This window comes from Massilia aerilata, from assembly GCF_042656905.1.
Taxonomy (GTDB): Bacteria; Pseudomonadota; Gammaproteobacteria; order Burkholderiales; family Burkholderiaceae_D; genus Telluria; species Telluria aerilata.
Map to the genome: position 1 here is coordinate 66,589 of NZ_JBHSMZ010000004.1, position 21,694 is coordinate 88,282.

The following is a 21,694-nucleotide window of genomic DNA, read 5'->3' on the forward strand; positions in this document are numbered from 1 at the left end:
AAGCTGCGGCATAATGCCAATCCAGCAAGCAACCACGACATCCATGGATCAACCAAGCAGCGAGTTCAAGAGCAAGGGCGGCCTGGCACGCATCGCCGCCGCCACCGGCTATTCGATCGCCGGGTTCAGGCACGCCTGGCAGCACGAGCATGCCTTCCGACAGGAGCTGATGGTGGCGCTGCCGGCGGCCATCGTGGCGCTGTGCCTGCCGATTTCCGCCTTCCAGAAGCTGGCCCTGATTGCCGTGCTCGGGCTGGTGTTGCTGGTCGAGCTGATCAATGCCGCCATCGAGGCGGTGGTCGATCGCGTTTCGCTGGAGCGCCATCCGCTGTCCAAGGCCGCCAAGGACCTCGGCAGCGCGGCGGTGGCCCTGGCGGTCGCGATGGCCGCCGCCACCTGGGCCGTGGTCTTGTACAACCGCTTTTTTTGACCGTAGTTTTTGCCTCTCAACCTGAAGGAGATCCGCATGACCTTACGACTAGGCGACACCGCTCCCGACTTCGAGCAGGATTCCACCATCGGCCGCATCCGCTTCCATGACTGGGCGGGCGATTCCTGGGTGGTGCTGTTCTCGCACCCGGCCGACTTCACGCCGGTGTGCACGACCGAGCTGGGCCTGACCGCCAAGCTGAAACCCGAGTTCGACAAGCGCAAGGTCAAGGCCATCGCCCTGTCGGTCGACCCGGCCGAGCAGCACAAGGCCTGGATCAAGGACATCGAGGAAACCCAGCAGACCGTGGTCGGCTTCCCGATCATTGCCGACGCCGACAAATCGGTGTCGCAGCTGTACGACATGATCCACCCGAACGCCTCGGCCACCGCCACCGTGCGCTCGCTGTTCGTGATCGACCCGGCCAAGAAAGTGCGCCTGATGATCACCTACCCGATGAGCACCGGCCGCAACTTCGACGAAGTCCTGCGCGTGATCGACGCCCTGCAATTGACCGACGGCTACACCGTCGCCACCCCGGGCAACTGGAAGGACGGCGATGACGTGATCATCCCGCTGACCATTCAGGATCCGGAGCAGCTGAAGCAGAAGTATCCGAAGGGGTTTACTTCGCCGAAGCCGTATCTGCGCCTGACGCCCCAGCCGAACAAATAAGCAAATCGTCGTTCCCGCGCAGGCGGGAACCCAAGTTTATGTGGTCCGCCACGAACTTGGATCCCCGCCTTCGCGGGGATGACGGCTCCTCCCCGCATAAGCAAAGAAGTAATCTGTTGTTGGCTTAACGGCTGAGGCACTTTACCCTTGGAGCCAATCTGGGGGTAAAGCATGCTTATTACGTATATCCTGTCGGGCTTCGGCGTCGGCTTGCTGGTCGGAATGACCGGCGTCGGCGGCGGCTCGCTGATGACGCCGCTCCTGACGCTGCTGTTCGGCGTCACGCCTTCGGTGGCCGTCGGCACCGACCTCGCCTTCGCCTCGCTCACCAAGAGCGCCGGCACCGTCACCCACCGTTCGCGCGGCAACGTGCACTGGCCCATCGTCGGCCGCCTGTGCATGGGCGCGCTGCCCGCCGCGCTGCTGGCGACGCTGGCCCTCCAGCACCTCGGCCCGCTGAATCCCGCCATCGGCCAGACCATCCGCTATTCGATCGCCGTCTCGGTGATGCTGACCGTGGTCGCGATCCTGTTCCGTTCAAGGATGCTGGCGTGGGTCAATGCCAAGCCTGGGCGCCAGCTGCAGGGCAGGGCGCTCTCTGCCGCCACCATCACTGCCGGCGCCGTGCTCGGCACCCTGGTGACCATCTCCTCGATCGGCGCGGGGGCGATCGGCGCCACCCTGCTGGTGATGCTGTATCCCAAGCTGAGCCCGGCCGAAATCGCCGGCACCGACATCGCCTATGCGGTGCCGCTGACCGCCATCGCGGCTGCCGGCCACTGGTGGCTGGGCTCGATCAACTGGATGCTGCTGGCGACCCTGCTGGTCGGTTCAGTGCCCGGCATCACGCTGGGCTCCTGGGCGGCGCGCGCCGTGCCGGAAGGTTTTCTGCGCGGTTTGCTGGCCATGACCCTGGCGCTGGTGGCGTTCAAGCTGGTCGCCTGAGGTCCGGCCAAGCGCGCCGCCTAATAGCCAGGCGATCTATGCAAATGAAGAATGCTTCGTTTGCAATATGTGCTGCGGATGCGATTATGGTGCGTTATTAGAAGAATTTGTAATAAGGCCCTCCATGACTAGCTTAGTGCCCAGCCGCAGCAGCGCCAACCGGGTGATCCCCGGCTTCGGGCTGTCGCTCGGCTTCACGATCTTCTACCTGGCGCTGATCGTCCTGGTGCCCTTGTCGGCGATCTTCCTGAAAACCTTCACCATGACCTGGGACGCGTTCTGGAACGCCGTCACCTCGGAACGGGTGATGGCTTCCTACCGCCTGAGCTTCGGCGCGGCCCTGATCGGCGCCGCCATCAACGTGGTGTTCGGCGGCATCGTCGCATGGGTGCTGGTGCGCTACCAGTTCCCGGGCAAGCGCTTCGTCGACGCCCTGGTCGACCTGCCGTTCGCGCTGCCGACCGCGGTGGCCGGCATCACGCTCACCGCGCTGTATTCGTCCAACGGCTGGATCGGCAAGTACCTGGAGCCGCTCGGCATCAAGGTCGCCTTCACCCCGCTGGGCGTGGTGGTGGCGCTGACCTTCATCGGGCTGCCGTTCGTGGTGCGCACGGTGCAGCCGGTGCTGGAAGACGCCGAGCGCGAACTGGAAGAGGCCGCCGCCAGCCTCGGCGCCAGCCCTTGGCAGACCTTCATCCGCGTGATCCTGCCGGGCATCGTGCCGGCCCTGCTGACCGGCTTTGCGCTGGCCTTCGCACGCGCGACCGGCGAATACGGCTCGGTGGTTTTCATCGCCGGCAACATGCCGATGGTCTCGGAGATCACGCCGCTCTTCATCATCACCAAGCTCGAACAGTACGACTACACGGGCGCCACCGCGATCGCCGTGGTCATGCTGGTCGTCTCCTTCCTCCTGCTGCTGGCGATCAACCTGCTGCAGGCCTGGACGCGCAAGCGGGCGGGGAAATGACATGAGTGCCGTCCTGGAAAAACTCGAACCCGCCAATGCCGCCGCACAAACGCCGCGCAAGGCCACCAGCACGCTGGAGCCGGGCTGGGTGCGCTACGCCCTGATCACGGTGGCGCTGCTGTTCCTGACCCTGTTCCTGTTCGTGCCCCTGATGGCCGTGTTCTTCGAAGCCCTGAAGCATGGCTGGGCCACCTACAAGGAAGCCGTCATCGAGCCGGATGCGCTGGCCGCCATCAAGCTGACCCTGATCGCGGCCGGCATCTCGGTGCCGCTGAACCTGGTGTTCGGCGTCGCCGCCGCCTGGGCCATCGCCAAGTTCGACTTCCGCGGCAAGAGCGTGCTGCTGACCCTGATCGACCTGCCGTTCTCGGTGTCGCCGGTGATCGCCGGCCTGATCTACGTGCTGCTGTTCGGCTCGCAGGGCTGGTTCGGCCCCTGGCTGATGGACCACGATATCAAGATCCTGTTCGCGGTGCCGGGCATCGTGCTGGCGACCGTCTTCATCACCTTCCCGTTCGTGGCGCGCGAACTGATCCCGCTGATGCAGGCCCAGGGCAGCGAGGAAGAGGAGGCGGCGCTGGTGCTGGGCGCGTCCGGCTGGGCGACCTTCCGCCGCGTGACCCTCCCCAACATCAAGTGGGGCCTGCTGTACGGCGTGATCCTGTGTAATGCCCGCGCGATGGGCGAGTTCGGCGCGGTGTCCGTGGTGTCGGGCCACATCCGCGGCGAAACCAACACCATGCCGCTGCAGGTCGAGATCCTCTACAACGAATACAACTTCACGGCGGCCTTCGCGATCGCTTCGCTGCTGGCCCTGCTGGCCCTGGTCACGCTGGCGGTGAAATCCTTTATCGAATGGCGCCTGCACATGGCGCGCAAAGCCAATATCACGGAGCAATCGGCATGACGATCGAAGTCCAACACATCCGCAAGCAGTTCGGCCAGTTCACGGCCCTGGATGACGTCTCGCTGCAGTTCGCCGACGGCGAGCTGACCGCGCTGCTCGGTCCTTCCGGCTGCGGCAAGACCACGCTGCTGCGCATCATCGCCGGCCTCGAATTCCCGGACGCCGGCCGCGTGCTGCTGGACGGCGCCGACGCTTCCGCCAGCCACGTGCGCGAGCGCCAGGTCGGCTTCGTGTTCCAGCACTATGCGCTGTTCAAGCACATGACCGTGTTCGAGAACGTCGCGTTTGGCTTGAGGGTGAAGCCGCGCAAGGAGCGCCCGAGCGAAGCGCAGATCCGCGAAAGGGTCAAGAAGCTGCTCGAACTGGTGCAGCTCGACTGGATCGCCGACCGCTATCCGCCGCAGCTGTCCGGCGGCCAGCGCCAGCGCATCGCCCTGGCGCGCGCGCTGGCGGTGGAACCGCGCGTGCTGCTGCTCGACGAACCCTTCGGCGCCCTGGACGCCAAGGTGCGCAAGGAACTGCGCCGCTGGCTGCGCCAGCTGCACGACGAGCTGCACGTGACCTCGATCTTCGTCACCCACGACCAGGAAGAGGCGCTGGAAGTGGCCGACCAGATCGTGCTGATGAACAAGGGCCGGGTCGAGCAGCTCGGCACCCCGGACGCCGTCTACAACCAGCCGGCCTCGCCCTTTGTCTACGGCTTCCTCGGCAACGTCAATTTGTTCCACGGCCGCGTCCACGATGGCGTGCTGGCCAGCGGCGATGCGAAATTCGAGGCGCCGCAATACGCCGGCGTGCAGAACGGCGAGGGCATCGCCTATGTCCGTCCGCACGACCTCGAAGTCGAACGCTTCGTGCCGGGCGGCGAGGGCGTGCCGGTCAAGCTGCGCCGCGCCCACGCGATCGGACCGCTGGCCCAGCTCGACCTGGAACGCGCCGACAATGCTCAATTGATCGAAGCGGTGATACCAAATGAGCAGTACCGTGCGCTCAAGCTGCGCGACGGCGAGACTTTGCTGGTGAAGCCGCGCCGCATGCACGTGTTCGTCGATCAGGGAGACGGCATATGAACTTCCAGCAGCTGCGCTCGGTGCGCGAAGCGGCGCGCCGCAACTTCAACCTGACCGATGTGGCGAACGCCCTGTTTACCTCGCAGCCGGGGGTGTCGCGCCAGATCCGCGAACTCGAGGACGAGCTGGGCGTCGTCATCTTCGAGCGCAACGGCAAGCGCCTGACCGGCATGACCGATCCCGGCAAGGGCATCCTGAAGATCATCGAACGCCTGCTGGTCGAGGCCGAGAACCTGCAGCAGGCCAGCAGCGAGTACGCGGCCCAGGACAGCGGCACGCTGACGGTGGCCGTGACCCACACCCAGGCGCGCTACGCGCTGCCGCAGGTGGTGCAGGCTTTCCGCAACACCTACCCGGAGGTGCGCATCGCCCTGCAGCAGAGCGCGCCGGAACACATCGCCGAATGGGTGCTGTCGGGCCGCGCCGACATCGGCATCGCCACCGAGGGCCTATCGACTTTCCCGGACCTGGTTTCCTTCCCGTGCTACCGCTGGAGCCACCTGGTGGTGGTGCCGGACGGCCATCCGCTGCTGAGCCGCAGCCCGATCAAGCTGGCCGACCTGGCCGAGTTCCCGCTGATTACCTACGACGTCGGCTTCACCGGCCGCGGGCATATCGACGCGGCCTTCGCCAGCGCCGGCGTGCATCCGGACATCGTGCTGACGGCCATGGATTCGGACGTGATCAAGCAGTATGTGTCGCTGGGGATGGGGGTCGGGATCGTGGCGTCCATGGCTTTCGATCACGGGCGGGACCGTGGGCTGCGGGCGATCGAGTCTTCCCACCTGTTTGCGCCGAATGTGACGCGGCTGGCGGTGCGGAAGGGGGCTTATTTGCGGGCGTATGCGTATGATTTTATTGAGCGGTTTGCGCAGGGGTTTACCAGGGCGGATATCGAGCGGGCTTTGCATCCGGTGGTGGCCGATTAGCCGTCGTGCCGGGCATTGCCCGACCCGACTCCCCGCTTTCGCGGGAATCACGGTTTATACCTTACTGGCCAGGATTCGTATAGCGCGCGTGAACCGCATCAATGGCTTTCATCACCTCAACCGGCAGCGTCAGCGATTCCGCATCGATGTTCTCCTTCAGCTGCCCCAGCGTGGTCGCACCGATGATGGTCGAGCCCACGAACCACCGCGAATAACACCAGGCCAGCGCCATCTGCGCAGGGCTCAATCCATTCGCACGTGCCAAGTCCGCATATTCCTTCGCCGCCGCCAGCACGGACGGCCGCAGATAACGCGGACTCCAGGTCGGCGGATAAATCGTCAAACGTCCGACGGCCTGCGGGTTGTCGAGATACTTCGCGCTCAGCTGGCCGAAGGCGAGGGGACTGTAGGCCAGCAGGCTGACTTCTTCGCGATAGCAAACTTCATCCAATAAAGTCGTCTCGAAGGCGCGCGCCGTCAGGTTGTACAGGTTCTGGATGGTGGCGATGCGCGGCAAGCCCTTCATCTCGCTCTGCTTAATGTACTCGCACACGCCCCAGGGGCTCTCGTTCGATACGCCGATGTGGCGGATCTTGCCTTCCTTGATGAGCTCGCCCAGCACGGCCAGGGTCTCTTCGACCGGCACGCTGGCGCGCTCCTTCTTCGGCTCGAACTGGTTGGCGCCGAAGATCGGCACATTGCGGCTGGGCCAGTGCAGCTGGTAGAGATCGATGTAGTCGGTCTGCAGGCGCGCCAGGCTGTCGTCGACGGCGGTGCGGATATTCTTCGCATCCAGGTTGTGGCGGCCGCCGCGGATCCATGTCTGGCTCGCGTTCGGGCCGGCGGCCTTGGTGGCCAGCACGATCCGGTCGCGCTGGCCGGATTTCTTCAGCCAGCTGCCGATGAAGCGCTCGGTCGAGCCCTGCGTCTTCGCGCTCGGCGGCACCGGGTACATCTCGGCGGTATCGATGAAGTTGATGCCGCGCTCGATGGCGTAGTCGAGCTGGCTGTGGGCCTCGGCTTCCGTGTTCTGTTCGCCGAAGGTCATGGTGCCGAGGCAGATGCGGGAGACGCTGAGGTCGGTGCGACCTAGTTGGTGTTTTTTCATTCCTCGATCCTTTTGGGCCGCGGGCCGAAACCCGGGGTCAGAGCCCAACCGCGTGAACCGGGCTCTGACCCCTGAGCGCGTCCGCGCACTCCTTCACCAGCGCCGGCCCGCGATAAATCAGGCCGCTGTACAGCTGCACCAGCTGCGCGCCGGCGGCGATCTTGGCCTTGGCGTCGCGTCCGCTCAGGATGCCGCCCACGCCGATGATGGGCACCGCATCGCCGACTTCCTTCTTCAGCGCGCGGATCACGATGTTCGACAGGTCGAACACCGGGGCGCCGGACAGGCCGCCCTGCTGGCTCGCGTAGCGCTGGTTTTCGACGTCGCGGCGGCTGAGCGTGGTATTGGTGGCGATCACGCCGTCGATGCCGTGGCGCAGCAGGGCCGCGCCGATGTCGCGGATCTGGTCGGCGTCGACGTCCGGCGCGATCTTCAGGGCCAGCGGCACGTAGCGACCGTGCTCGTCCGCGAGACGCGACTGCTCGCCCTTCAGTTGGGCCAGCAGAGCGTCGAGTTCGGAGGCGCCCTGCAGCTGGCGCAGGTTCTTGGTGTTCGGCGAGGAGATGTTGACCGTCACGTAGCTCGCATACGGGTAGACCTTGCGCAGGCAGTGCAGGTAGTCCTCGGCGGCGCGTTCGATCGGGGTGTCGGCGTTCTTGCCGATGTTCAGGCCGAGCACGCCGCGCTTCTCCTGATAGAAGCGCGAGGCCTGCACGTTGGCGACGAAGGCGTCGACGCCGCCGTTGTTGAAGCCCATGCGGTTGATGATGCCGCGCGCGGCCGGCAGGCGGAAGATGCGCGGCTTCGGATTGCCGGCCTGCGGGCGCGGCGTGACCGTGCCGACTTCAATCGAGCCGAAGCCCAGCGCCGCCAGGCCGTCGATGTAGGCGCCGTCCTTGTCCAGGCCGGCGGCCAGGCCGACCGGGTTCGGGAAGGTGATGCCCATCACGGTGCGCGGATCGGGCTTGGGCTTGCTGACGAGGCCGGTCAACCCGAGCGCGCTGGCGCGGCGCAATGCGGGCAGGGTGAGGTTGTGGGCCGTTTCGGGATCGAGGGCAAATAGCAGCGGGCGGGCAAGGGCGTACAGGAATTTGTCGGACATGGTTGCCTAAACGTGAATTCGCGACATTTTACCTTGTACGGGTCGGTTGCGATGTAAATACGGATCGTGGGCACGGGGTGCCCACCCTACACGGCAACGTAGGGTGGGCACCCCGTGCCCACGCATGCCATCAACGTTCGAGAACGCCCCACACGCCATCGATGCGCGCCTCCAGCGGCCGGAAATTGATCTTGTACGCCATCTTCGGGCTCTGCTCGATCCAGTAGCCGAGGTAGACGTAGGGCAGGTCCAGTTCGCGCGCCTGCTCGATCTGCCACAGGACGTTGTAGGTGCCGAAGGAAGCGCCTTCGATGTCCGGGTCGAAGAAGGTGTAGACCGAGGACAGGCCGTCCGACAGCACGTCGATGATCGACACCATGCGCAGCAGGCCGTCCGGTTCGCGGAATTCGACCAGGCGCGTGTTCACGCGGCTCTGCAGCAGGAACTGGGCGTACTGGTCGCGGCTGTCCTGGTCCATGCCGCCGCCGACGTGGCGGGTGGTCTGGTAGCGCAGGTAGAGCGCATAGTGCTCGTCCGAGAAAGACAGGTTGGCCACCGTCGCCGACAGGTCCTCGTGGCGCTTCCAGGCGCGGCGCTGGCTGCGGTTGGGGCCGAAGTCGTTCACGGCCACGCGCACGGGGATGCAGGCACGGCAGCCGTCGCAATATGGACGGTAGGTGAAGATCCCGCTGCGGCGGAAACCATTGCGCACCAGTTCCGAATACACGTCCGCGTTGATCAGGTGCGAAGGCGTGGCGACTTGCGAGCGCGCCTGGCGCGCATCGAGGTAGCTGCACGGATAGGGCGCCGTGGTGTAGAACTGCAGCGTGGAAAAGGGCAGGTCATTTAAGTGCGTCATGCAATGCTCTCGAGACGACGTGTTTGACCCATTGTAGCCAAAGACGGCGCGGCGCACCGTTAGGTGGTCAACGGTGGCGCAACTTCCCAACGTTCGATGGCGGGCTCGGCGATCGCCTGGCGCAGGTGTTCGAGGAAAGCCTTGCGCGGAATCGGCATGGCGCCCAGCGAGGCCAGGTGGCCGGTCTCCTGCTGGCAATCCAGCAGGCGCACGCCCTGGCTGCGCAGGAAGGCGACCAGGTAGGCCAGCGCCACCTTGGAGGCGTCCGACACGCGCGCGAACATCGATTCGCCATAAAACATGCGGCCGATGCAGACGCCATAGGCGCCGCCAACCAGTTCGCCATCCAGCCACACTTCCGCCGAATGCGCGTAGCCCATGCGGTGAAGACCGGTGTAGCCGGCGATGATGTCTTCCGAAATCCAAGTGCCGGGGCCGTCCTTGCGCGGCGCGGCGCAGGAGCGCATCACGGCCTCGAAGGCGCTGTCGAAGCGCACCACCCAGGGGCCGCCTTCGAGGCGCGAGCGTTCGACCTTGCGCAAGGTTTTCTTGAGGCTGTCGCTGACCTTGAAGCGCTCCGTGTACAGCACCATGCGCGGATCGGTGCTCCACCACAGGATGGGCTGGCCTTCCGAAAACCAGGGAAAGATGCCGTTGCGGTAGGCCTGCAGAAGGCGCTGGGGCGACAGGTCGGCGCCGGCCGCGAGCAGGCCGGGGGCGTCCGTTGTCAGCGCCTCGGATACGTCGGGGAAGGGCGTATTCGCTTCGAGCCAGGGGATCATCGTCTATCTATGATCAATCGGGTTCGACGGGAGCCCGCATCGGTTTCGTGATGTCGCGGCCATGAAAACCGTAGCTGCCGCCTTCGAGCACCTTGCGGCGGTCGGCGAAGAACAGCTCCAGCGTGGTGCGGATGGTCGGAAAGGCCAGGTCGTCCCAGGGAATCTCGTGCTCGGCGAACATCTGCACGTCCAGACTCTCGACCCCCGCTTCATAATCGAGGTCGAGCAGGCGCGCCAGGTAGAACAGGTGGACCTGGTGCACGTGGGCGACATTCAGGAGGGTGAACAGCTCGCCCAGCGCGACGTTGGCGCCGGCTTCCTCCTCGGTTTCGCGCATCGCGGCCTGGCCGGTGGTCTCCTCGTTTTCCATGAAGCCCGCCGGCAGCGTCCAATAGCCGTAGCGCGGCTCGATCGCGCGCTTGCACAGCAGCACTTTCAGCTCGCCATCCTGTTCCCAGACAGGGATGGTCCCGATCACCATCTTCGGGTTCTGGTAATGGATGGTGCCGCATTGGGTGCACACGTAGCGCGGACGGTTGTCGCCTTCGGGGATGGCCACCGTCACCGGATGGGCGCACTCGGAGCAGAATTTCATGGAATCTGTTGGTAATGACGTTGCCCTTACTTTACCACCGTATCGCAACAGCTGTACCTTGATCCGCGGTGGAAAGAGGAATGGCATTGCGTAAACCGGCGCGGCTGCGTATAATACGAACCATCAGACGCGGGGTGGAGCAGTCTGGCAGCTCGTCGGGCTCATAACCCGAAGGTCACAGGTTCAAATCCTGTCCCCGCAACCAGATTCGGAGGCCGTTGATTCTGTTTAGGATCAGCGGCCTTTTCATTTTCCCTGCCGGCCCCGGCAGCGCCTGAAGCGCCTCAATCCCCCTCTCCCTTGCCGCAACGTATGCGGCCCAGCCCGGTCGAATGCCATGTCGCTACCATTGCGGAGCCATTCGATGATCAATGTAGACGAGATTAACGAGGCATGGGGCTGGGTCGGCTTGAACGCGGAAGAGGTGCTGGGCGAGAATGCCTTCGGCAACCTGATCATCCGCGACGACGAAGGCAGGTACTGGCACCTGTCGCCGCAGGACCTGTGCTGCGAACCCGTGGCCGAAGACCGCGCCGCCCTCGATGCCCTGTCGTACAACCAGGCATTCCTGAGCGAGTGGTATATGCCGGAGCAGGTGGACCTGGCCGAATCCGCGCTGGGTCCGCTGAGCGCGGGCCGCAAGTACTGCCTCAAGATCCCGAGCGCGCTGGGCGGCCACTACCGGCGCGACAACCTGGCCACCGTGCCGCTGGCCGAACTGATCCGCTTTGCCGGCGAGAGCGCCCAGCAGTTCGAGGGCCTGCGCTGGAACTAGTTAAAAGTCCTTCAAGAAGCCCACCTGGAACAGGTCGCGGTCGTCGGTCTGGCGGAAGGTTTTTACGCGGTTGAAGTTCGCGAACACGCGCGCGTGGCGCGTCAGGGCATGCTCGGCCTGGAAGGTGACCAGCAGGTTGCCGCGGGTTTCGTTATCGGCGCGGCGGTTGCGGGCGACATAGGGGCCGAGCCCGGCGCTCATCGCGAAGCGCGGCGTGACCCGCTGCACGTAGAACAATTGCGCGGCCAGGCCGCGGCGGTCGACCCGGGCGCCGTCGTCGCCTTCGAACAAGAATTTGCCGGACACGGCCCAGTGCTCCATGCGCTCGCCCAGGTAGCGGCGCGCTTCGAGCACGGCGGCCAGGGCGCCGTCGGTGCCGGACATGTTGGTGATCGAGTTGCCGCCCGAGAGGCCGAACCAGGTCTGGCCGTCGGCCGGGTCGGTTTCCGGATCGGCTTCCGAGCGGCCGAACTGGCGGCCGATGCCGATCATCAACGCATCCGAGCGGTGCACATTGCGCATCTGCACGTGGTTGTAGCCGATGCGCAGGTGGGTGCCGTCCGGCATGAAGCCCAGCGGCAACCGCAGGCCCACGCTCACCAGTGCGCCGACATTCGCATCGTCGATCTGGCGGCCGTCGATGATGGTCGTGTTCATGCTCAAGTAGGGGCCGACGCCCAGCTCGATGGCGCTGCGCGCGCCCAGCTGGCGCACCATCAGCCATTGCACGGCGAAGCCGTCGCGGTGGTTGTTGTCCGGATGCCCTTCGTTGTAGTGGACGAAGTCGATGCGTTCGCTGAGGCCGTCCGGCAGCGACGCGCCGAACAGGGTGCGCTGCTGGCGCCCGGCGCGAATTTCGAAGGTGCGGCCGCGCATCCAGACTTTGCCCTCGGCATTGCCGCCGTGGATGCGGCCGTTGCCGAAGACCGCCGACAAATAGGCGCCATGGTCGTCCGGGGCTTCGGTGACGTCGGTGGGGACGGTCTGGGCGTGGGCGGCGCCGGCGCATGCGAAAAGCAGTGCGGCCAGGCAAGTGGTGTAGATCGGTTTGATTTTCATTATCGAAGTGTAATGAAAATCCGGCGTTAGTGCAGCGTCTGCTTTCACGCGCTCAGGCTGGCCCAAAGGTGGGCGGCTGCCATGGTCCGATGCGGGCGATATGTTGCGAGAAACGCGGCAGCTTCCGCCAGATTCGGCCGTTCTGCCGAGCCGAGCAGGCGGCCGATGGCGGTGCGCACGGCCACGTCGCCTTCGAGCGAGCAATCGGCGAAGCCATAGCCGCGCAGCAGCGCGTAGTTCACGGTCCAGGGGCCGATCCCTTTCACCGCCAGCAGGCGTTCGCTGACCGTGGGCAGGTCGGCGTCGCGCGCCAGGTCGAGCGCGCCTTCGTCGGCCAGGCGGGCCAGGCGCAGCAGGGTCTCGGCCTTGGCGCGCGAGAACTTGCGGCTCGTCAGATCGTCGAGGTCGAGGCGGGCCGCGTCCGACGCTTCCGGATAGCACCACAGGCCGCTCGGGTGGGCGCGGCCGGCCAGCGCAATGAAGGTGCGGCGCAGCGCGATCGCGAAACCGAGGTTGATCTGCTGGCCGATGATGGCCCAGCTCAAGGCCTCGAAGATGGTGGCGGACTGGATCACGCGCAGGCCGGGCTCGCGCGCCACCAGCGGCGCGAACAGCGGGTCTTCGCGCACGGCGGCCTCGAAGGGCTCGGGCGCGATGCGCAGGCCCAGCACGTTGCGCAGGATGTCGTCGAGCTGCGCCGGCGCCAGCGCGCCGTCGGCGTCGGCGGTGCACAGGGCCTGGCCGGGCCGCGCGCCCAGGTCGATCGCCAGCGCGACCGGCACGCCGCCCACCATCACGCCCTTGCGGATGCACGCGCCATCGACGCGCTCGGCCAGGCCTTCGGCGTCGCGGCCGTGGAAGCTGAAGAGATCCTGCCGGCGGTAGTCCTTCGGCAGGTGGATCGCGATCTCCGTGCGCTTCATTTGCCGGCGGCCGCCGCCACAGCCGAACGGCGCTTGATGCGCGGCACGAAGCCGGTCACCAATGCGGTGCCGGCCAGCGTGATCGCGGAGCCGGCGATGGTGTACCAGCCGATGGTCTCGCCGAGGAAGAGCGCGCCCCACAGGATCCCGAAGACCGGATTCAGGAAGGTGACCGTCAGCGCCGAGGTGGTGCCGACTTCCTCGATCAGGCGGAAGTAGAGGATGTAGGCGATGCCGCTGCACAGCACGCCCAGTGCGACCACGGCGCCGACGATGCCGGCGGTCGGCGCGCCCGTCATCGGGAAGAAGGGCAGCACCGGCAGCACCATCAGGCTCGAGGTCCACATGGTGCCATGCGCATTCGCGAAGGGTTCGACGCTTTTCGCCGAGCGCGCGTACTGGCTGGCGATGCCGTAGCTCAGGGCCGCGGCCAGCGCGGCGATCACGGCGAGGCCGGCGCCCGGCTTGCTCGACACATGATCGAAGCCGACCAGCAGGGCCACGCCCGCGGTGCCGAGCAGCAGCCCGAGGGCGGTGCGCAAGCCGATCGCATGGCGTGTCCAGACGGCGCCGACCAGCGCGCCCCACATCGGCGCGGTGGCGTTCAGCACCGACAGCACCGAGGCCGACAGGGTGCGCGCGCCGAACGCAAATAACAGGAAGGGGAGGGCCGAGTTGAAGAAGCCGAGGATGAAGAAATGCTTCCAGTTGGCGCGCAGGTCGAGGCGCTTCTTCAGCACGAAGCCGACGATCGCCAGGAACAGCGCCGCGAACAGCACGCGGAACTCGATCAGCACCGCCGGCCCGAGCACGGGGGCGCTGATGCGCATGAAGAGGAAGGAGCCGCCCCAGATGGCGGCAAGCAGGATGAGGCGCAGCAGGTTGGCGGTGTTCATTGCGGTTTTCTTGGTTGGAGCGCAGGCATGATGGCCTGGCTCGGCGCCGGGGGGCTTCCTGTTTCTTGTGTTTGAATTCGGAAGCGTGGCCCGGGGAATGGGCAATGATACAAGTAATGCGGGATGGTTGCTGACAGAGATACCGTCGTGCCGGGCATTGCCCGACCCGACTTCCCGCGCAGGCGGGAACCCAAGTTTCGATGAACAGCTTCGGCAAACGCCGCTAGTCCACGCCGAACTTGGATTCCCGCCTGCGCGGGAATGACGTTTACAAGCTAACGTGATTAGCGAGAGCGGAGCGGCTCAGGGCACCAGCGCCTTCTTCGCCCGCTTGTCCGCCTTGATTTCCGCCTGCGCCTTCCCGATCGCCGCCAGCCGTGCCGCCAGCGCCGGGTGGTTGGCGTTGTAGCCGTTCAGCACAGTGGAAGGATAGGTCTCGTTCAGGCGCTTCCAGAAGTTGTCGGCGTCGTCGACGTCGTAGCCGGCGCGGGCGGCCAGGTAGAGGCCGAGGCGGTCGGCGGCGGCGTCCATCTCGGGCGGCATCGCCTTGATGCCGCCGCTGCCAATCAGCATCGAGGTGTCCGGCGTGATGCTCTTGAGGTTGTCGATGATGCTGCCGATGGTGCTGACGTTGCGCTGCGCGGCGGCGTGGCCGAGCATGTTGTGGGCCATGGTCTTGGCCAGCACGTAGGCCAGTTCTTCGTCGTTGCGGGTGAAGGCGATCATGCCGCGCGTGACCAGCACGCGCGAGCCGTCGGCATAGGCGTTGACGTTGTCGGCGTTGCCCAGTTCGATCGCGAAGGCGCAGGCGCGCGTGACCGGGATCGACAGCTGGCGCTCGCTGTTGCGGCGTTCGACCGTCAGCGGCAGCGCGGCCTGGGAGGCGGTGATCTTGTTGAAGACAGCGCCGGCCTGGCTCAGCGCATGCTGGCCGGTCGGCAGCGGCTTGCCGGCGGCGGCCAGCAGCACGTCGCCGGTCTGCAGGCCGGCCTTGGCGGCGCCGCTGCCGGTCAGCACGCTGGTGACCTGCAGGCGCTCGTCCATGCCGAAGGCCAGGTGCGCGGCTTCGTTGTAGTCGCCCGGGTAGGACCAGCGGTTCTTGGCGGTGAAACCGAGCAGCGGCCGGGCCTGGCCCTTGCACAGCTCGGCGTTGTGAATGAGGAGCGGCGAAGCGGCCTTGTACAGGCGGTTCTGCAGGTCGGCCATCTTGCTGAGCGTGTCGGCGGCGGCGGCCATCTGCGGGTTCAGGCCGGGCGCTTCGGGCGTGCGCTCGACGACGCGCGGTGCGCTACCGGGCTGCTGCGGCGCCTGGGTGGCGCAGCCGGTCAGCAGAAAGGCGGTGGCGGCCAATACGGCCGCAAGGCGAGTGGCGCTCATAAGCTCCTCATGTCATTTTATTGTTTGCCGGTGCTGCCGAAACCGCCGGCGCCCCGGTCGCTCGATGCGAAGTCCTCCACGACCTTGAAACCAACCTGAACGACGGGAACCACGACCAGCTGTGCGAGCCTGTCCATCGGCTGCAGCGTGAACGCGGACTGCCCCCGGTTCCAGGTCGAGACCATCAGCTGGCCCTGGTAATCGGAGTCGATCAAGCCTACCAGATTGCCGAGAACGATGCCGTTCTTATGGCCGAGCCCACTGCGCGGCAGGATCATGGCCGCATAGCCCGGATCGGCGATGTGGATGGCGAGGCCGGTCGGCACCAGCACGGTCTGTCCCGGTTCGAGGGTCAGCGGGGCATCGATGCAGGCGCGCAGGTCCAGGCCCGCGCTGCCGCCGGTGGCGTAGGCGGGCAGGAAGTCCTTCATGCGCGGGTCGAGAATCTTGAGGTCTACTTGTTTCATGGAGAATGCAGCGTTGATGCGTTGATGGGTGAATCAGGTCAGCAGGGATCGCTGTTCGAGGCGCTTGGCGATTTCGGAGACCAGCTGGCGCGCCAGTTGCAGCTTGCTTGCCTGCGGCAGCACGGTGTGGCCGCTGTCGTCGAACAGCACGATCGAATTCTCATCCTGCCCGAAGGTATGGTGGCCGATATTGCCGACCAACAAAGGGATGCCCTTCTTTTCGCGCTTGGCGGCGCCGTATGCGATCAGGTTTTCCGACTCCGCGGCAAAGCCCACGCAGTAGGGCCAGCCGTTCAGCGAGGTGGTGCCGGCCACGGTCGCCAGGATGTCGGGGTTCTGCGCGAACTGCAACTGCGGCGTGCCGCTGCCGTCCTTCTTGATCTTCTGCTCGCTGGCATTTTCGACGCGCCAGTCGGCCACCGCGGCCACGCCGATGAAGACGTGCTGGCCGTGGATGCCGGCCATGACGGCGTCCAGCATCTGCTGCGCGCTTTGCACGTCGATGCGGCGCACGCCATGCGGCGTCTCCAGCGCGGTGGGACCGGACACCAGGGTGACCTCGGCGCCGGCTTCGCGCGCGGCGCGCGCGACCGCATAGCCCATCTTGCCGGACGAGAGATTCGTGATGCCGCGCACCGGGTCGATCGCCTCGTAGGTCGGGCCGGCCGTGATCAGCACGCGCTTGCCAGCCAGGAGCTTGGGCTGGAAGGAGGCCACCAGTTCCTCGAGCAGCTCGTTCGGCTCCAGCATGCGGCCCATGCCGGTCTCGCCGCAGGCCTGGGAGCCGGCGGCCGGGCCGAAGATGCAGACGCCGTCCTCGCGCAGCTGCGCGACGTTGCGTTGCGTGGCCGGCTTGTCCCACATCTCGACGTTCATGGCCGGCGCCACCAGCAGCGGCACCTGGTTCGGGCGCGCCAGGCACAGGGTCGACAGCAGGTCGTCGGTGGCGCCGTGGGCCAGCTTGAACAGGAAGTCGGCCGAGCAGGGCGCCACCAGGATCGCATCGGCGTCGCGCGTCAGGTCGATGTGGGCCATGTTGTTGGGGATGCGGCCGTCCCACTGGTCGGTGTAGACGGTGCGGCCGGACAGGGCCTGCATCGTCACCGGGCCGATGAAGTGGGTGGCGGCATCGGTCATCACGACCTGCACGCTGGCGCCTTCCTTCGTCAGCGCGCGGCACAGCTCCGCGGCCTTGTAGCAGGCCACGCCGCCGGACAGGCCGAGGACGATCTTCTTGCCCTTCAGGTCCATGCTCATTTGTTCACGCGCCGCAGTTCATCCACGATGAACAGGATCGCGCCGATGGTGATCGCGGTGTCGGCGATATTAAAGGCCGGGAAGTGGCCCACGCCGGACAGGTGGAAGTCCAGGAAGTCGATCACGTGGCCGTAGGCCAGGCGGTCGATCAGGTTGCCCAGCGCGCCGCCCATGATCAGGGCCAGGGCCCAGCAGAACATCCTCTGGCCGGCATGCTTGCGCAGCAGGTAGAGGATGAAGATGACCGCGCCGATCGCGATCGCGGCGAAGAAGTACTTCTGCCAGCCGCCCTGGTTCGACAGGAAGCTGAAGGCCGCGCCGGGGTTATAGGCCAGCACCAGGTTGAAGAAGCTGGTGACCGGCTTCTCCTCGCCATGCATGAACATGCGGGTGATCGTGATCTTGCTGATCTGGTCGAGCAGGATCACGATGAAGGCGATGCCCAGCCAGGGCGCCATGCCGCTCCCGGCGCTGGATTTGACGGCGGTGAACGACGGTTTCTTCTTGGTTGCCATCTCTATTCCTATCAAGCGAAGCGGCGCGGCTCGCCGCCGCCGAACAGGTTGCTCGTGCAGCGCGCGCACAGGCCCGGATGGGCTGCGTCATGGCCGACGTCGCGGCGGTAGTGCCAGCAGCGCTCGCACTTATCGAACGTCGACGGCGTCACGGTCACCGCTTCCTGGGCCGCGTCGTCCGCCTTTTCCACGCTTGCCTGCGAGGTGATGAAGACGAACTTCAGGTCGTCGTCCAGGCTCGCCAGCGCGTCGTACTTGTCGCCGGCAGCCTTGAGCGCCAGTTCCGCCTGCAGCGAGGAGCCGATGGCGCCGGAAGCGCGCACTTCTTCCAGCTGCTTGGTGACGTCGGTACGCACCGCGCGCAGCAGGGCGTACTTGGCCAGCAGGGCTTCGCGGTCGGCGATTTCCGGGAAGGCCCACAGGGTCTGGGTGAAGATGGTCTCGTCGCTGTCCGCGAAGGCTTTTTCGCCCGCGAACACGGCCCAGGCTTCCTCGGTGGTGAAGGACAGGATCGGCGCCATCACGCGCAGCAGGCTGTGCGCGATGTGCCACAGCGCGGTCTGGGCCGAGCGGCGGGCCAGCGAATCGACGCCGGTGGTGTACAGGCGGTCCTTCAGGATGTCGAGGTAGAAGCCGCCCAGGTCTTCCGAGCAGAAGTTCTGCAGGCGGGCGACCACCGGGTGGAACTCGTAACGCTCGAAGTGGGCGGCGATGTCCTGTTGCAGCTTCTCGGTCTCCGCCATCGCATAGCGGTCGATCTCGAGCATCCCGGCCACCGGCACGGCGTGCTGAGCCGGGTCGAAGTCCGAGGTGTTCGCCAGCAGGAAGCGCAGGGTATTGCGGATGCGGCGGTAGGACTCGGTCACGCGCTTGAGGATCTCTTCGCCGATCGACAGCTCGCCGGTGTAGTCGGTCGAGGCCACCCACAGGCGCAGGATGTCGGCGCCCAGGGTATCCGAGATCTTCTGCGGCGCCATCGTGTTACCCAGCGACTTCGACATCTTCTTGCCGTTCTCGTCGACCGTGAAGCCGTGGGTCAGCAGCGCCTTGTAGGGCGGCTTGCCATTCAACATCGAGGAGGTCAGCAGCGAGGAGTGGAACCAGCCGCGGTGCTGGTCCGAGCCTTCCAGGTACAGGTCGGCCGGAAACGCGGACTGCTCCGCGTGCGAGCCGCGCAGCACGGTCTGGTGGGTGGTGCCGGAATCGAACCAGACGTCCAGGGTGTCGCGGTTCTTCTCGTAGGTCTCGGCGTCGTCGCCCAGCAGCTCGCGCGGGTCGAGTTCGTGCCAGGCGTCGATGCCCTTCGCCTCGATCAGCCTGGCCACCTGCTCCAGCAGTTCCGGGGTGCGCGGGTGCAGCGCGCCGGTCTCCTTGTGGATGAAGAAGGCCATCGGCACGCCCCACTGGCGCTGGCGCGACAGGGTCCAGTCCGGACGGTTGGCGATCATGCCGTGCAGGCGCGCCTGGCCCCAGTCCGGGAAGAATTTGGTCTCGTCGATGCCTGCCAGCGCGGTCTCGCGCAGGGTCGGGCCGCCATCCTTCGGCGTGAGGTCCATGCCGGCAAACCACTGGCTGGTGGCGCGGTAGACGATCGGGGTTTTATGACGCCAGCAATGCATGTAGCTGTGGTCGAACATCTTGAGTTCGAACAGGGCGCCGGCTTCGGTCAGGGCGCTGCAGATCGGCTTGCTGGCTTCCCAGATCGTCATGCCGCCGAACAGCGGCAGGGTGCTCGCGAAGCGGCCGTCGCCCATCACGGGCTTCAGGATCTCGTCGTCCTTCATGCCGTGCGCTTTGCAGGACTGGAAGTCTTCCAGGCCGTAGGCCGGCGCCGAGTGGACCACGCCGGTGCCGCTCTCGGTGGTGACGTAGTCGGCCAGGTAGACCGGCGACAGGCGGTCGTAGAACGCATCGGCGGCGTGCAGCGGGTGCTTGAAGCGGATGCCTTCCAGCTTCGCGCCTTCGGTGGTGGCCACGACTTCGCCTTCCAGCTTGTAGCGCGCCAGGACCGATTCGGCCTGGTCTTTCGCGATGATCAGCAGGATGGCCTTGCCGTCCTTTTCGGTCTTCACCAGCGCATACGTGACTTCCGGGTGCACATTCAGCGCCTGGTTCGAGGGGATGGTCCACGGCGTCGTGGTCCAGATCACGATGAAGCCGTCGCCTTCCGGCAGTGCGCTCAAGCCGAACGCGCTGGCCAGCTTTTCCGGCTCGGCAAACGGGAAGCCGACGTCGATCGCCGGGTCGCGCTTGTCCTGGTATTCCACTTCCGCCTCGGCCAGCGCCGAGCCGCAGTCGAAGCACCAGTTGACCGGCTTCAGGCCGCGGTACACATAGCCCTTCTCCAGCAGCTTGCCGAGGGCGCGCAGCTCGTCGGCCTCGTTACCGTAGGCCATGGTCATGTAGGGGTTGTCCCATTCGCCCAGCACGCCCAGGCGGATGAAGCCGGCGCGCTGGCGGTCGATCTGTTCGAGCGCGTAGGCGCGGGCCTTCTGTAGCACTTCGGCGGTCGGCAGGTTCTTGCCGAACTGTTTTTCGATCTGGATCTCGATCGGCATGCCGTGGCAGTCCCAGCCCGGCACATAGGGCGCATCGAAGCCGGCCATGGTGCGCGATTTGACGACCATGTCCTTCAGGATCTTGTTGACGGCGTGGCCCAGGTGGATGTCGCCGTTGGCGTACGGGGGACCGTCGTGCAGGATGAACTTCGGACGGCCGGCGGCCGCCTTGCGCACGCGTTCGTAGATCTTCTTGTCCTGCCACTGCTTGACCCAGCCCGGCTCGCGCTTGGCGAGGTCGCCGCGCATCGGGAAGGCGGTGTCGGTCATGTTGACCGGGTATTTGCTGTCGGGTTTGTTGCCTTGCTTGGCGCCTTTGGGGCCGTTCTTCGTATCGGACATAAGATTCTTCTAAAGTGAAATGCGGTTGTGCGTGACGTGACGCCAGGCCGCGGCAGGCGGCCTGGCCGGATCGTTCACGTTCAAATTCGGTCGGTGGCGGTGAGGGCGGACCTGCGCTGGGCGAACCAGGCGCGCGCCTGCAGGGCGTCGCGATCGATGGCGGCGGTCAGCGTCGGTAGGTCGATGTATTTTTCTTCGTCGCGCAGCTTCTTCAGGAATTCGACGCGCACCAGTTTGCCGTAGCAGGACTGGTTCCAGTCGAACACGTGGACTTCGAGCAGCATGCGGCCCGCATCCTCGACGGTGGGGCGCACGCCCAGGCTGGCGACGGCCGGCAGCGGTTCGTCCGTAAGGCCATGCACCTGCACCACGAAGATGCCGGCCAGGGCCGGGCGGTGGGCGACGCGCAGGTTCAGGGTCGGGAAACCCAGCGTGCGGCCGAGCTTGGCGCCGTGGATCACGTGGCCGGACATCGAATACGGGTGGCCGAGCAGGGCGCGGGTGGCCTCGAAGTTGCCGGCCGCCAGCGCCGCGCGCACGGCCGAGGAGGAGATGCGGGTCGAATCGTGCAGCACGGCCGGCAGGCTGTGGACTTCGAAGCCGAATTCCTTGCCCGCTTCGGCCAGCAGGGCCACGTTGCCGGCGCGCCGGGCGCCGTAGCAGAAATCGTCGCCGACCATCAGCCACTTCACGTGCAGGCCTTCGACCAGCACTTTTTCAGTGAACGCCTGCGGCGACATCGAGGCGAAATGCTCGTTGAAATGTTCGACGATGACGCGGTCGACGCCTGCCGCGGACAGCGATTCCAGCTTGTCGCGCAGGTTGGCGATGCGGGCCGGGGCTTTCGATAGATCGTTGGCGCGGCGGGCGAAGTATTCGCGCGGATGCGGCTCGAAGGTCATCACGGCGGATTCCAGCCCGAGGCGCTGCGCGGCTGCGGTCACGTGCGCCAACAACGCCTGGTGTCCGCGGTGGACACCGTCGAAGTTGCCGATCGTGAGTGCGCAAGGGGCGCGCGCCCTGTCGTTGGGAAGTCCGCGAAATACCTTCATTGGATGATTCGTGCTCCGAGGCGAAATACCAGATTATACGGCAACCCGCAGGAAACAAAAAAAGCGCCCCCTGCTGGGCAGGGCGGCGCTTTTTCGGCTAA

General features: G+C 65.9%; 22 protein-coding genes and 1 tRNA gene. 9 read left to right on the forward strand and 14 right to left on the reverse strand.

Annotated elements, in window-relative coordinates; genetic code table 11:
- Window positions 1-43: 43 nt before the first annotated feature.
- The 7 genes from ACFPO9_RS04965 (at window position 44) to ACFPO9_RS04995 (ending at window position 5,926) form a co-directional block, all read left to right on the forward strand.
- Window positions 44-430, forward strand: coding sequence for a diacylglycerol kinase (locus tag ACFPO9_RS04965; protein ID WP_379767958.1), 387 nt, complete (start codon window positions 44-46; stop codon window positions 428-430).
- A 36-nt stretch (window positions 431-466) separates the two neighbouring features.
- Window positions 467-1,105, forward strand: coding sequence for a peroxiredoxin (locus tag ACFPO9_RS04970; RefSeq protein ID WP_379767961.1), 639 nt, complete (start codon window positions 467-469; stop codon window positions 1,103-1,105).
- Between the two features lie 171 nt (window positions 1,106-1,276).
- Window positions 1,277-2,050: a sulfite exporter TauE/SafE family protein gene (locus ACFPO9_RS04975; RefSeq protein ID WP_379767963.1), complete on the forward strand. Its 774-nt coding sequence runs from the start codon at window positions 1,277-1,279 to the stop codon at window positions 2,048-2,050.
- A gap of 124 nt (window positions 2,051-2,174) precedes the next feature.
- Window positions 2,175-3,020, forward strand: coding sequence for a sulfate ABC transporter permease subunit CysT (gene cysT / locus ACFPO9_RS04980; protein WP_379767966.1), 846 nt, complete (start codon window positions 2,175-2,177; stop codon window positions 3,018-3,020).
- A gap of 1 nt (window position 3,021) precedes the next feature.
- Window positions 3,022-3,927, forward strand: a complete 906-nt coding sequence (gene cysW, locus ACFPO9_RS04985; RefSeq protein ID WP_379767969.1) for a sulfate ABC transporter permease subunit CysW — start codon at window positions 3,022-3,024, stop codon at window positions 3,925-3,927.
- Window positions 3,924-4,997 carry a sulfate/molybdate ABC transporter ATP-binding protein gene (locus ACFPO9_RS04990; RefSeq protein WP_379767972.1) on the forward strand — a complete coding sequence of 358 codons (1,074 nt, stop codon included), beginning with the start codon at window positions 3,924-3,926 and terminating at the stop codon, window positions 4,995-4,997. Before cysW ends, ACFPO9_RS04990 begins: the two co-directional genes overlap by 4 nt.
- Window positions 4,994-5,926, forward strand: a complete 933-nt coding sequence (locus tag ACFPO9_RS04995; RefSeq protein ID WP_379767975.1) for a CysB family HTH-type transcriptional regulator — start codon at window positions 4,994-4,996, stop codon at window positions 5,924-5,926. The genes ACFPO9_RS04990 and ACFPO9_RS04995 overlap by 4 nt, the downstream gene beginning before the upstream one ends.
- 61 nt (window positions 5,927-5,987) lie before the next feature.
- On the opposite strand, the gene ACFPO9_RS05000 is transcribed toward ACFPO9_RS04995, so the two are convergent.
- The 5 genes from ACFPO9_RS05000 to ACFPO9_RS05020 form a co-directional block, all read right to left on the reverse strand.
- Window positions 5,988-7,034, reverse strand: coding sequence for an aldo/keto reductase (locus tag ACFPO9_RS05000; RefSeq protein WP_379767978.1), 1,047 nt, complete (start codon window positions 7,032-7,034; stop codon window positions 5,988-5,990).
- Between the two features lie 37 nt (window positions 7,035-7,071).
- Entirely contained in the window at window positions 7,072-8,136 is a 1,065-nt protein-coding gene (locus ACFPO9_RS05005) for a quinone-dependent dihydroorotate dehydrogenase (protein ID WP_379767981.1), read from the reverse strand.
- A gap of 130 nt (window positions 8,137-8,266) precedes the next feature.
- Window positions 8,267-8,995 (reverse strand): arginyltransferase, encoded by a 729-nt coding sequence (locus ACFPO9_RS05010; RefSeq protein WP_379767983.1) that lies wholly within the window; start codon window positions 8,993-8,995, stop codon window positions 8,267-8,269.
- A gap of 59 nt (window positions 8,996-9,054) precedes the next feature.
- Window positions 9,055-9,777 (reverse strand): leucyl/phenylalanyl-tRNA--protein transferase, encoded by a 723-nt coding sequence (aat, locus tag ACFPO9_RS05015; RefSeq protein WP_379767986.1) that lies wholly within the window; start codon window positions 9,775-9,777, stop codon window positions 9,055-9,057.
- A 13-nt stretch (window positions 9,778-9,790) separates the two neighbouring features.
- On the reverse strand, window positions 9,791-10,372 hold the full coding sequence (locus ACFPO9_RS05020) for an NUDIX hydrolase (RefSeq protein ID WP_379767989.1): 582 nt from the start codon (window positions 10,370-10,372) through the stop codon (window positions 9,791-9,793).
- Window positions 10,373-10,500: 128 nt separating this feature from the next.
- Between ACFPO9_RS05020 and ACFPO9_RS05025 the strand changes: the two genes are divergently transcribed.
- Window positions 10,501-10,577, forward strand: a tRNA-Met gene (locus tag ACFPO9_RS05025).
- 159 nt (window positions 10,578-10,736) lie between these two features.
- Window positions 10,737-11,147: a T6SS immunity protein Tdi1 domain-containing protein gene (locus ACFPO9_RS05030; RefSeq protein WP_379767992.1), complete on the forward strand. Its 411-nt coding sequence runs from the start codon at window positions 10,737-10,739 to the stop codon at window positions 11,145-11,147.
- On the opposite strand, the gene ACFPO9_RS05035 is transcribed toward ACFPO9_RS05030, so the two are convergent.
- From ACFPO9_RS05035 to ACFPO9_RS05075, 9 genes are all read right to left on the reverse strand, one after another.
- Window positions 11,148-12,206 carry a hypothetical protein gene (locus ACFPO9_RS05035; RefSeq protein ID WP_379767995.1) on the reverse strand — a complete coding sequence of 353 codons (1,059 nt, stop codon included), beginning with the start codon at window positions 12,204-12,206 and terminating at the stop codon, window positions 11,148-11,150.
- Window positions 12,207-12,250: 44 nt separating this feature from the next.
- Entirely contained in the window at window positions 12,251-13,129 is an 879-nt protein-coding gene (locus tag ACFPO9_RS05040) for a DNA-3-methyladenine glycosylase 2 (RefSeq protein ID WP_379767998.1), read from the reverse strand.
- Complete coding sequence (locus ACFPO9_RS05045) at window positions 13,126-14,025, reverse strand: DMT family transporter (RefSeq protein ID WP_379768001.1); 900 nt, start codon at window positions 14,023-14,025, stop codon at window positions 13,126-13,128. Before ACFPO9_RS05045 ends, ACFPO9_RS05040 begins: the two co-directional genes overlap by 4 nt.
- 303 nt (window positions 14,026-14,328) lie before the next feature.
- Complete coding sequence (locus tag ACFPO9_RS05050; RefSeq protein ID WP_379768004.1) at window positions 14,329-15,402, reverse strand: M48 family metalloprotease; 1,074 nt, start codon at window positions 15,400-15,402, stop codon at window positions 14,329-14,331.
- 17 nt (window positions 15,403-15,419) lie between these two features.
- Entirely contained in the window at window positions 15,420-15,869 is a 450-nt protein-coding gene (dut, locus tag ACFPO9_RS05055; RefSeq protein ID WP_379768007.1) for a dUTP diphosphatase, read from the reverse strand.
- 33 nt (window positions 15,870-15,902) lie between these two features.
- Window positions 15,903-17,120, reverse strand: a complete 1,218-nt coding sequence (gene coaBC / locus ACFPO9_RS05060; protein ID WP_379769199.1) for a bifunctional phosphopantothenoylcysteine decarboxylase/phosphopantothenate--cysteine ligase CoaBC — start codon at window positions 17,118-17,120, stop codon at window positions 15,903-15,905.
- 2 nt (window positions 17,121-17,122) lie between these two features.
- Window positions 17,123-17,641, reverse strand: a complete 519-nt coding sequence (gene lspA, locus ACFPO9_RS05065; protein WP_379768010.1) for a signal peptidase II — start codon at window positions 17,639-17,641, stop codon at window positions 17,123-17,125.
- 11 nt (window positions 17,642-17,652) lie between these two features.
- Entirely contained in the window at window positions 17,653-20,541 is a 2,889-nt protein-coding gene (gene ileS / locus ACFPO9_RS05070) for an isoleucine--tRNA ligase (RefSeq protein WP_379768013.1), read from the reverse strand.
- An 80-nt stretch (window positions 20,542-20,621) separates the two neighbouring features.
- Window positions 20,622-21,593, reverse strand: a complete 972-nt coding sequence (locus tag ACFPO9_RS05075; RefSeq protein ID WP_379768016.1) for a bifunctional riboflavin kinase/FAD synthetase — start codon at window positions 21,591-21,593, stop codon at window positions 20,622-20,624.
- Window positions 21,594-21,694: the final 101 nt, after the last annotated feature.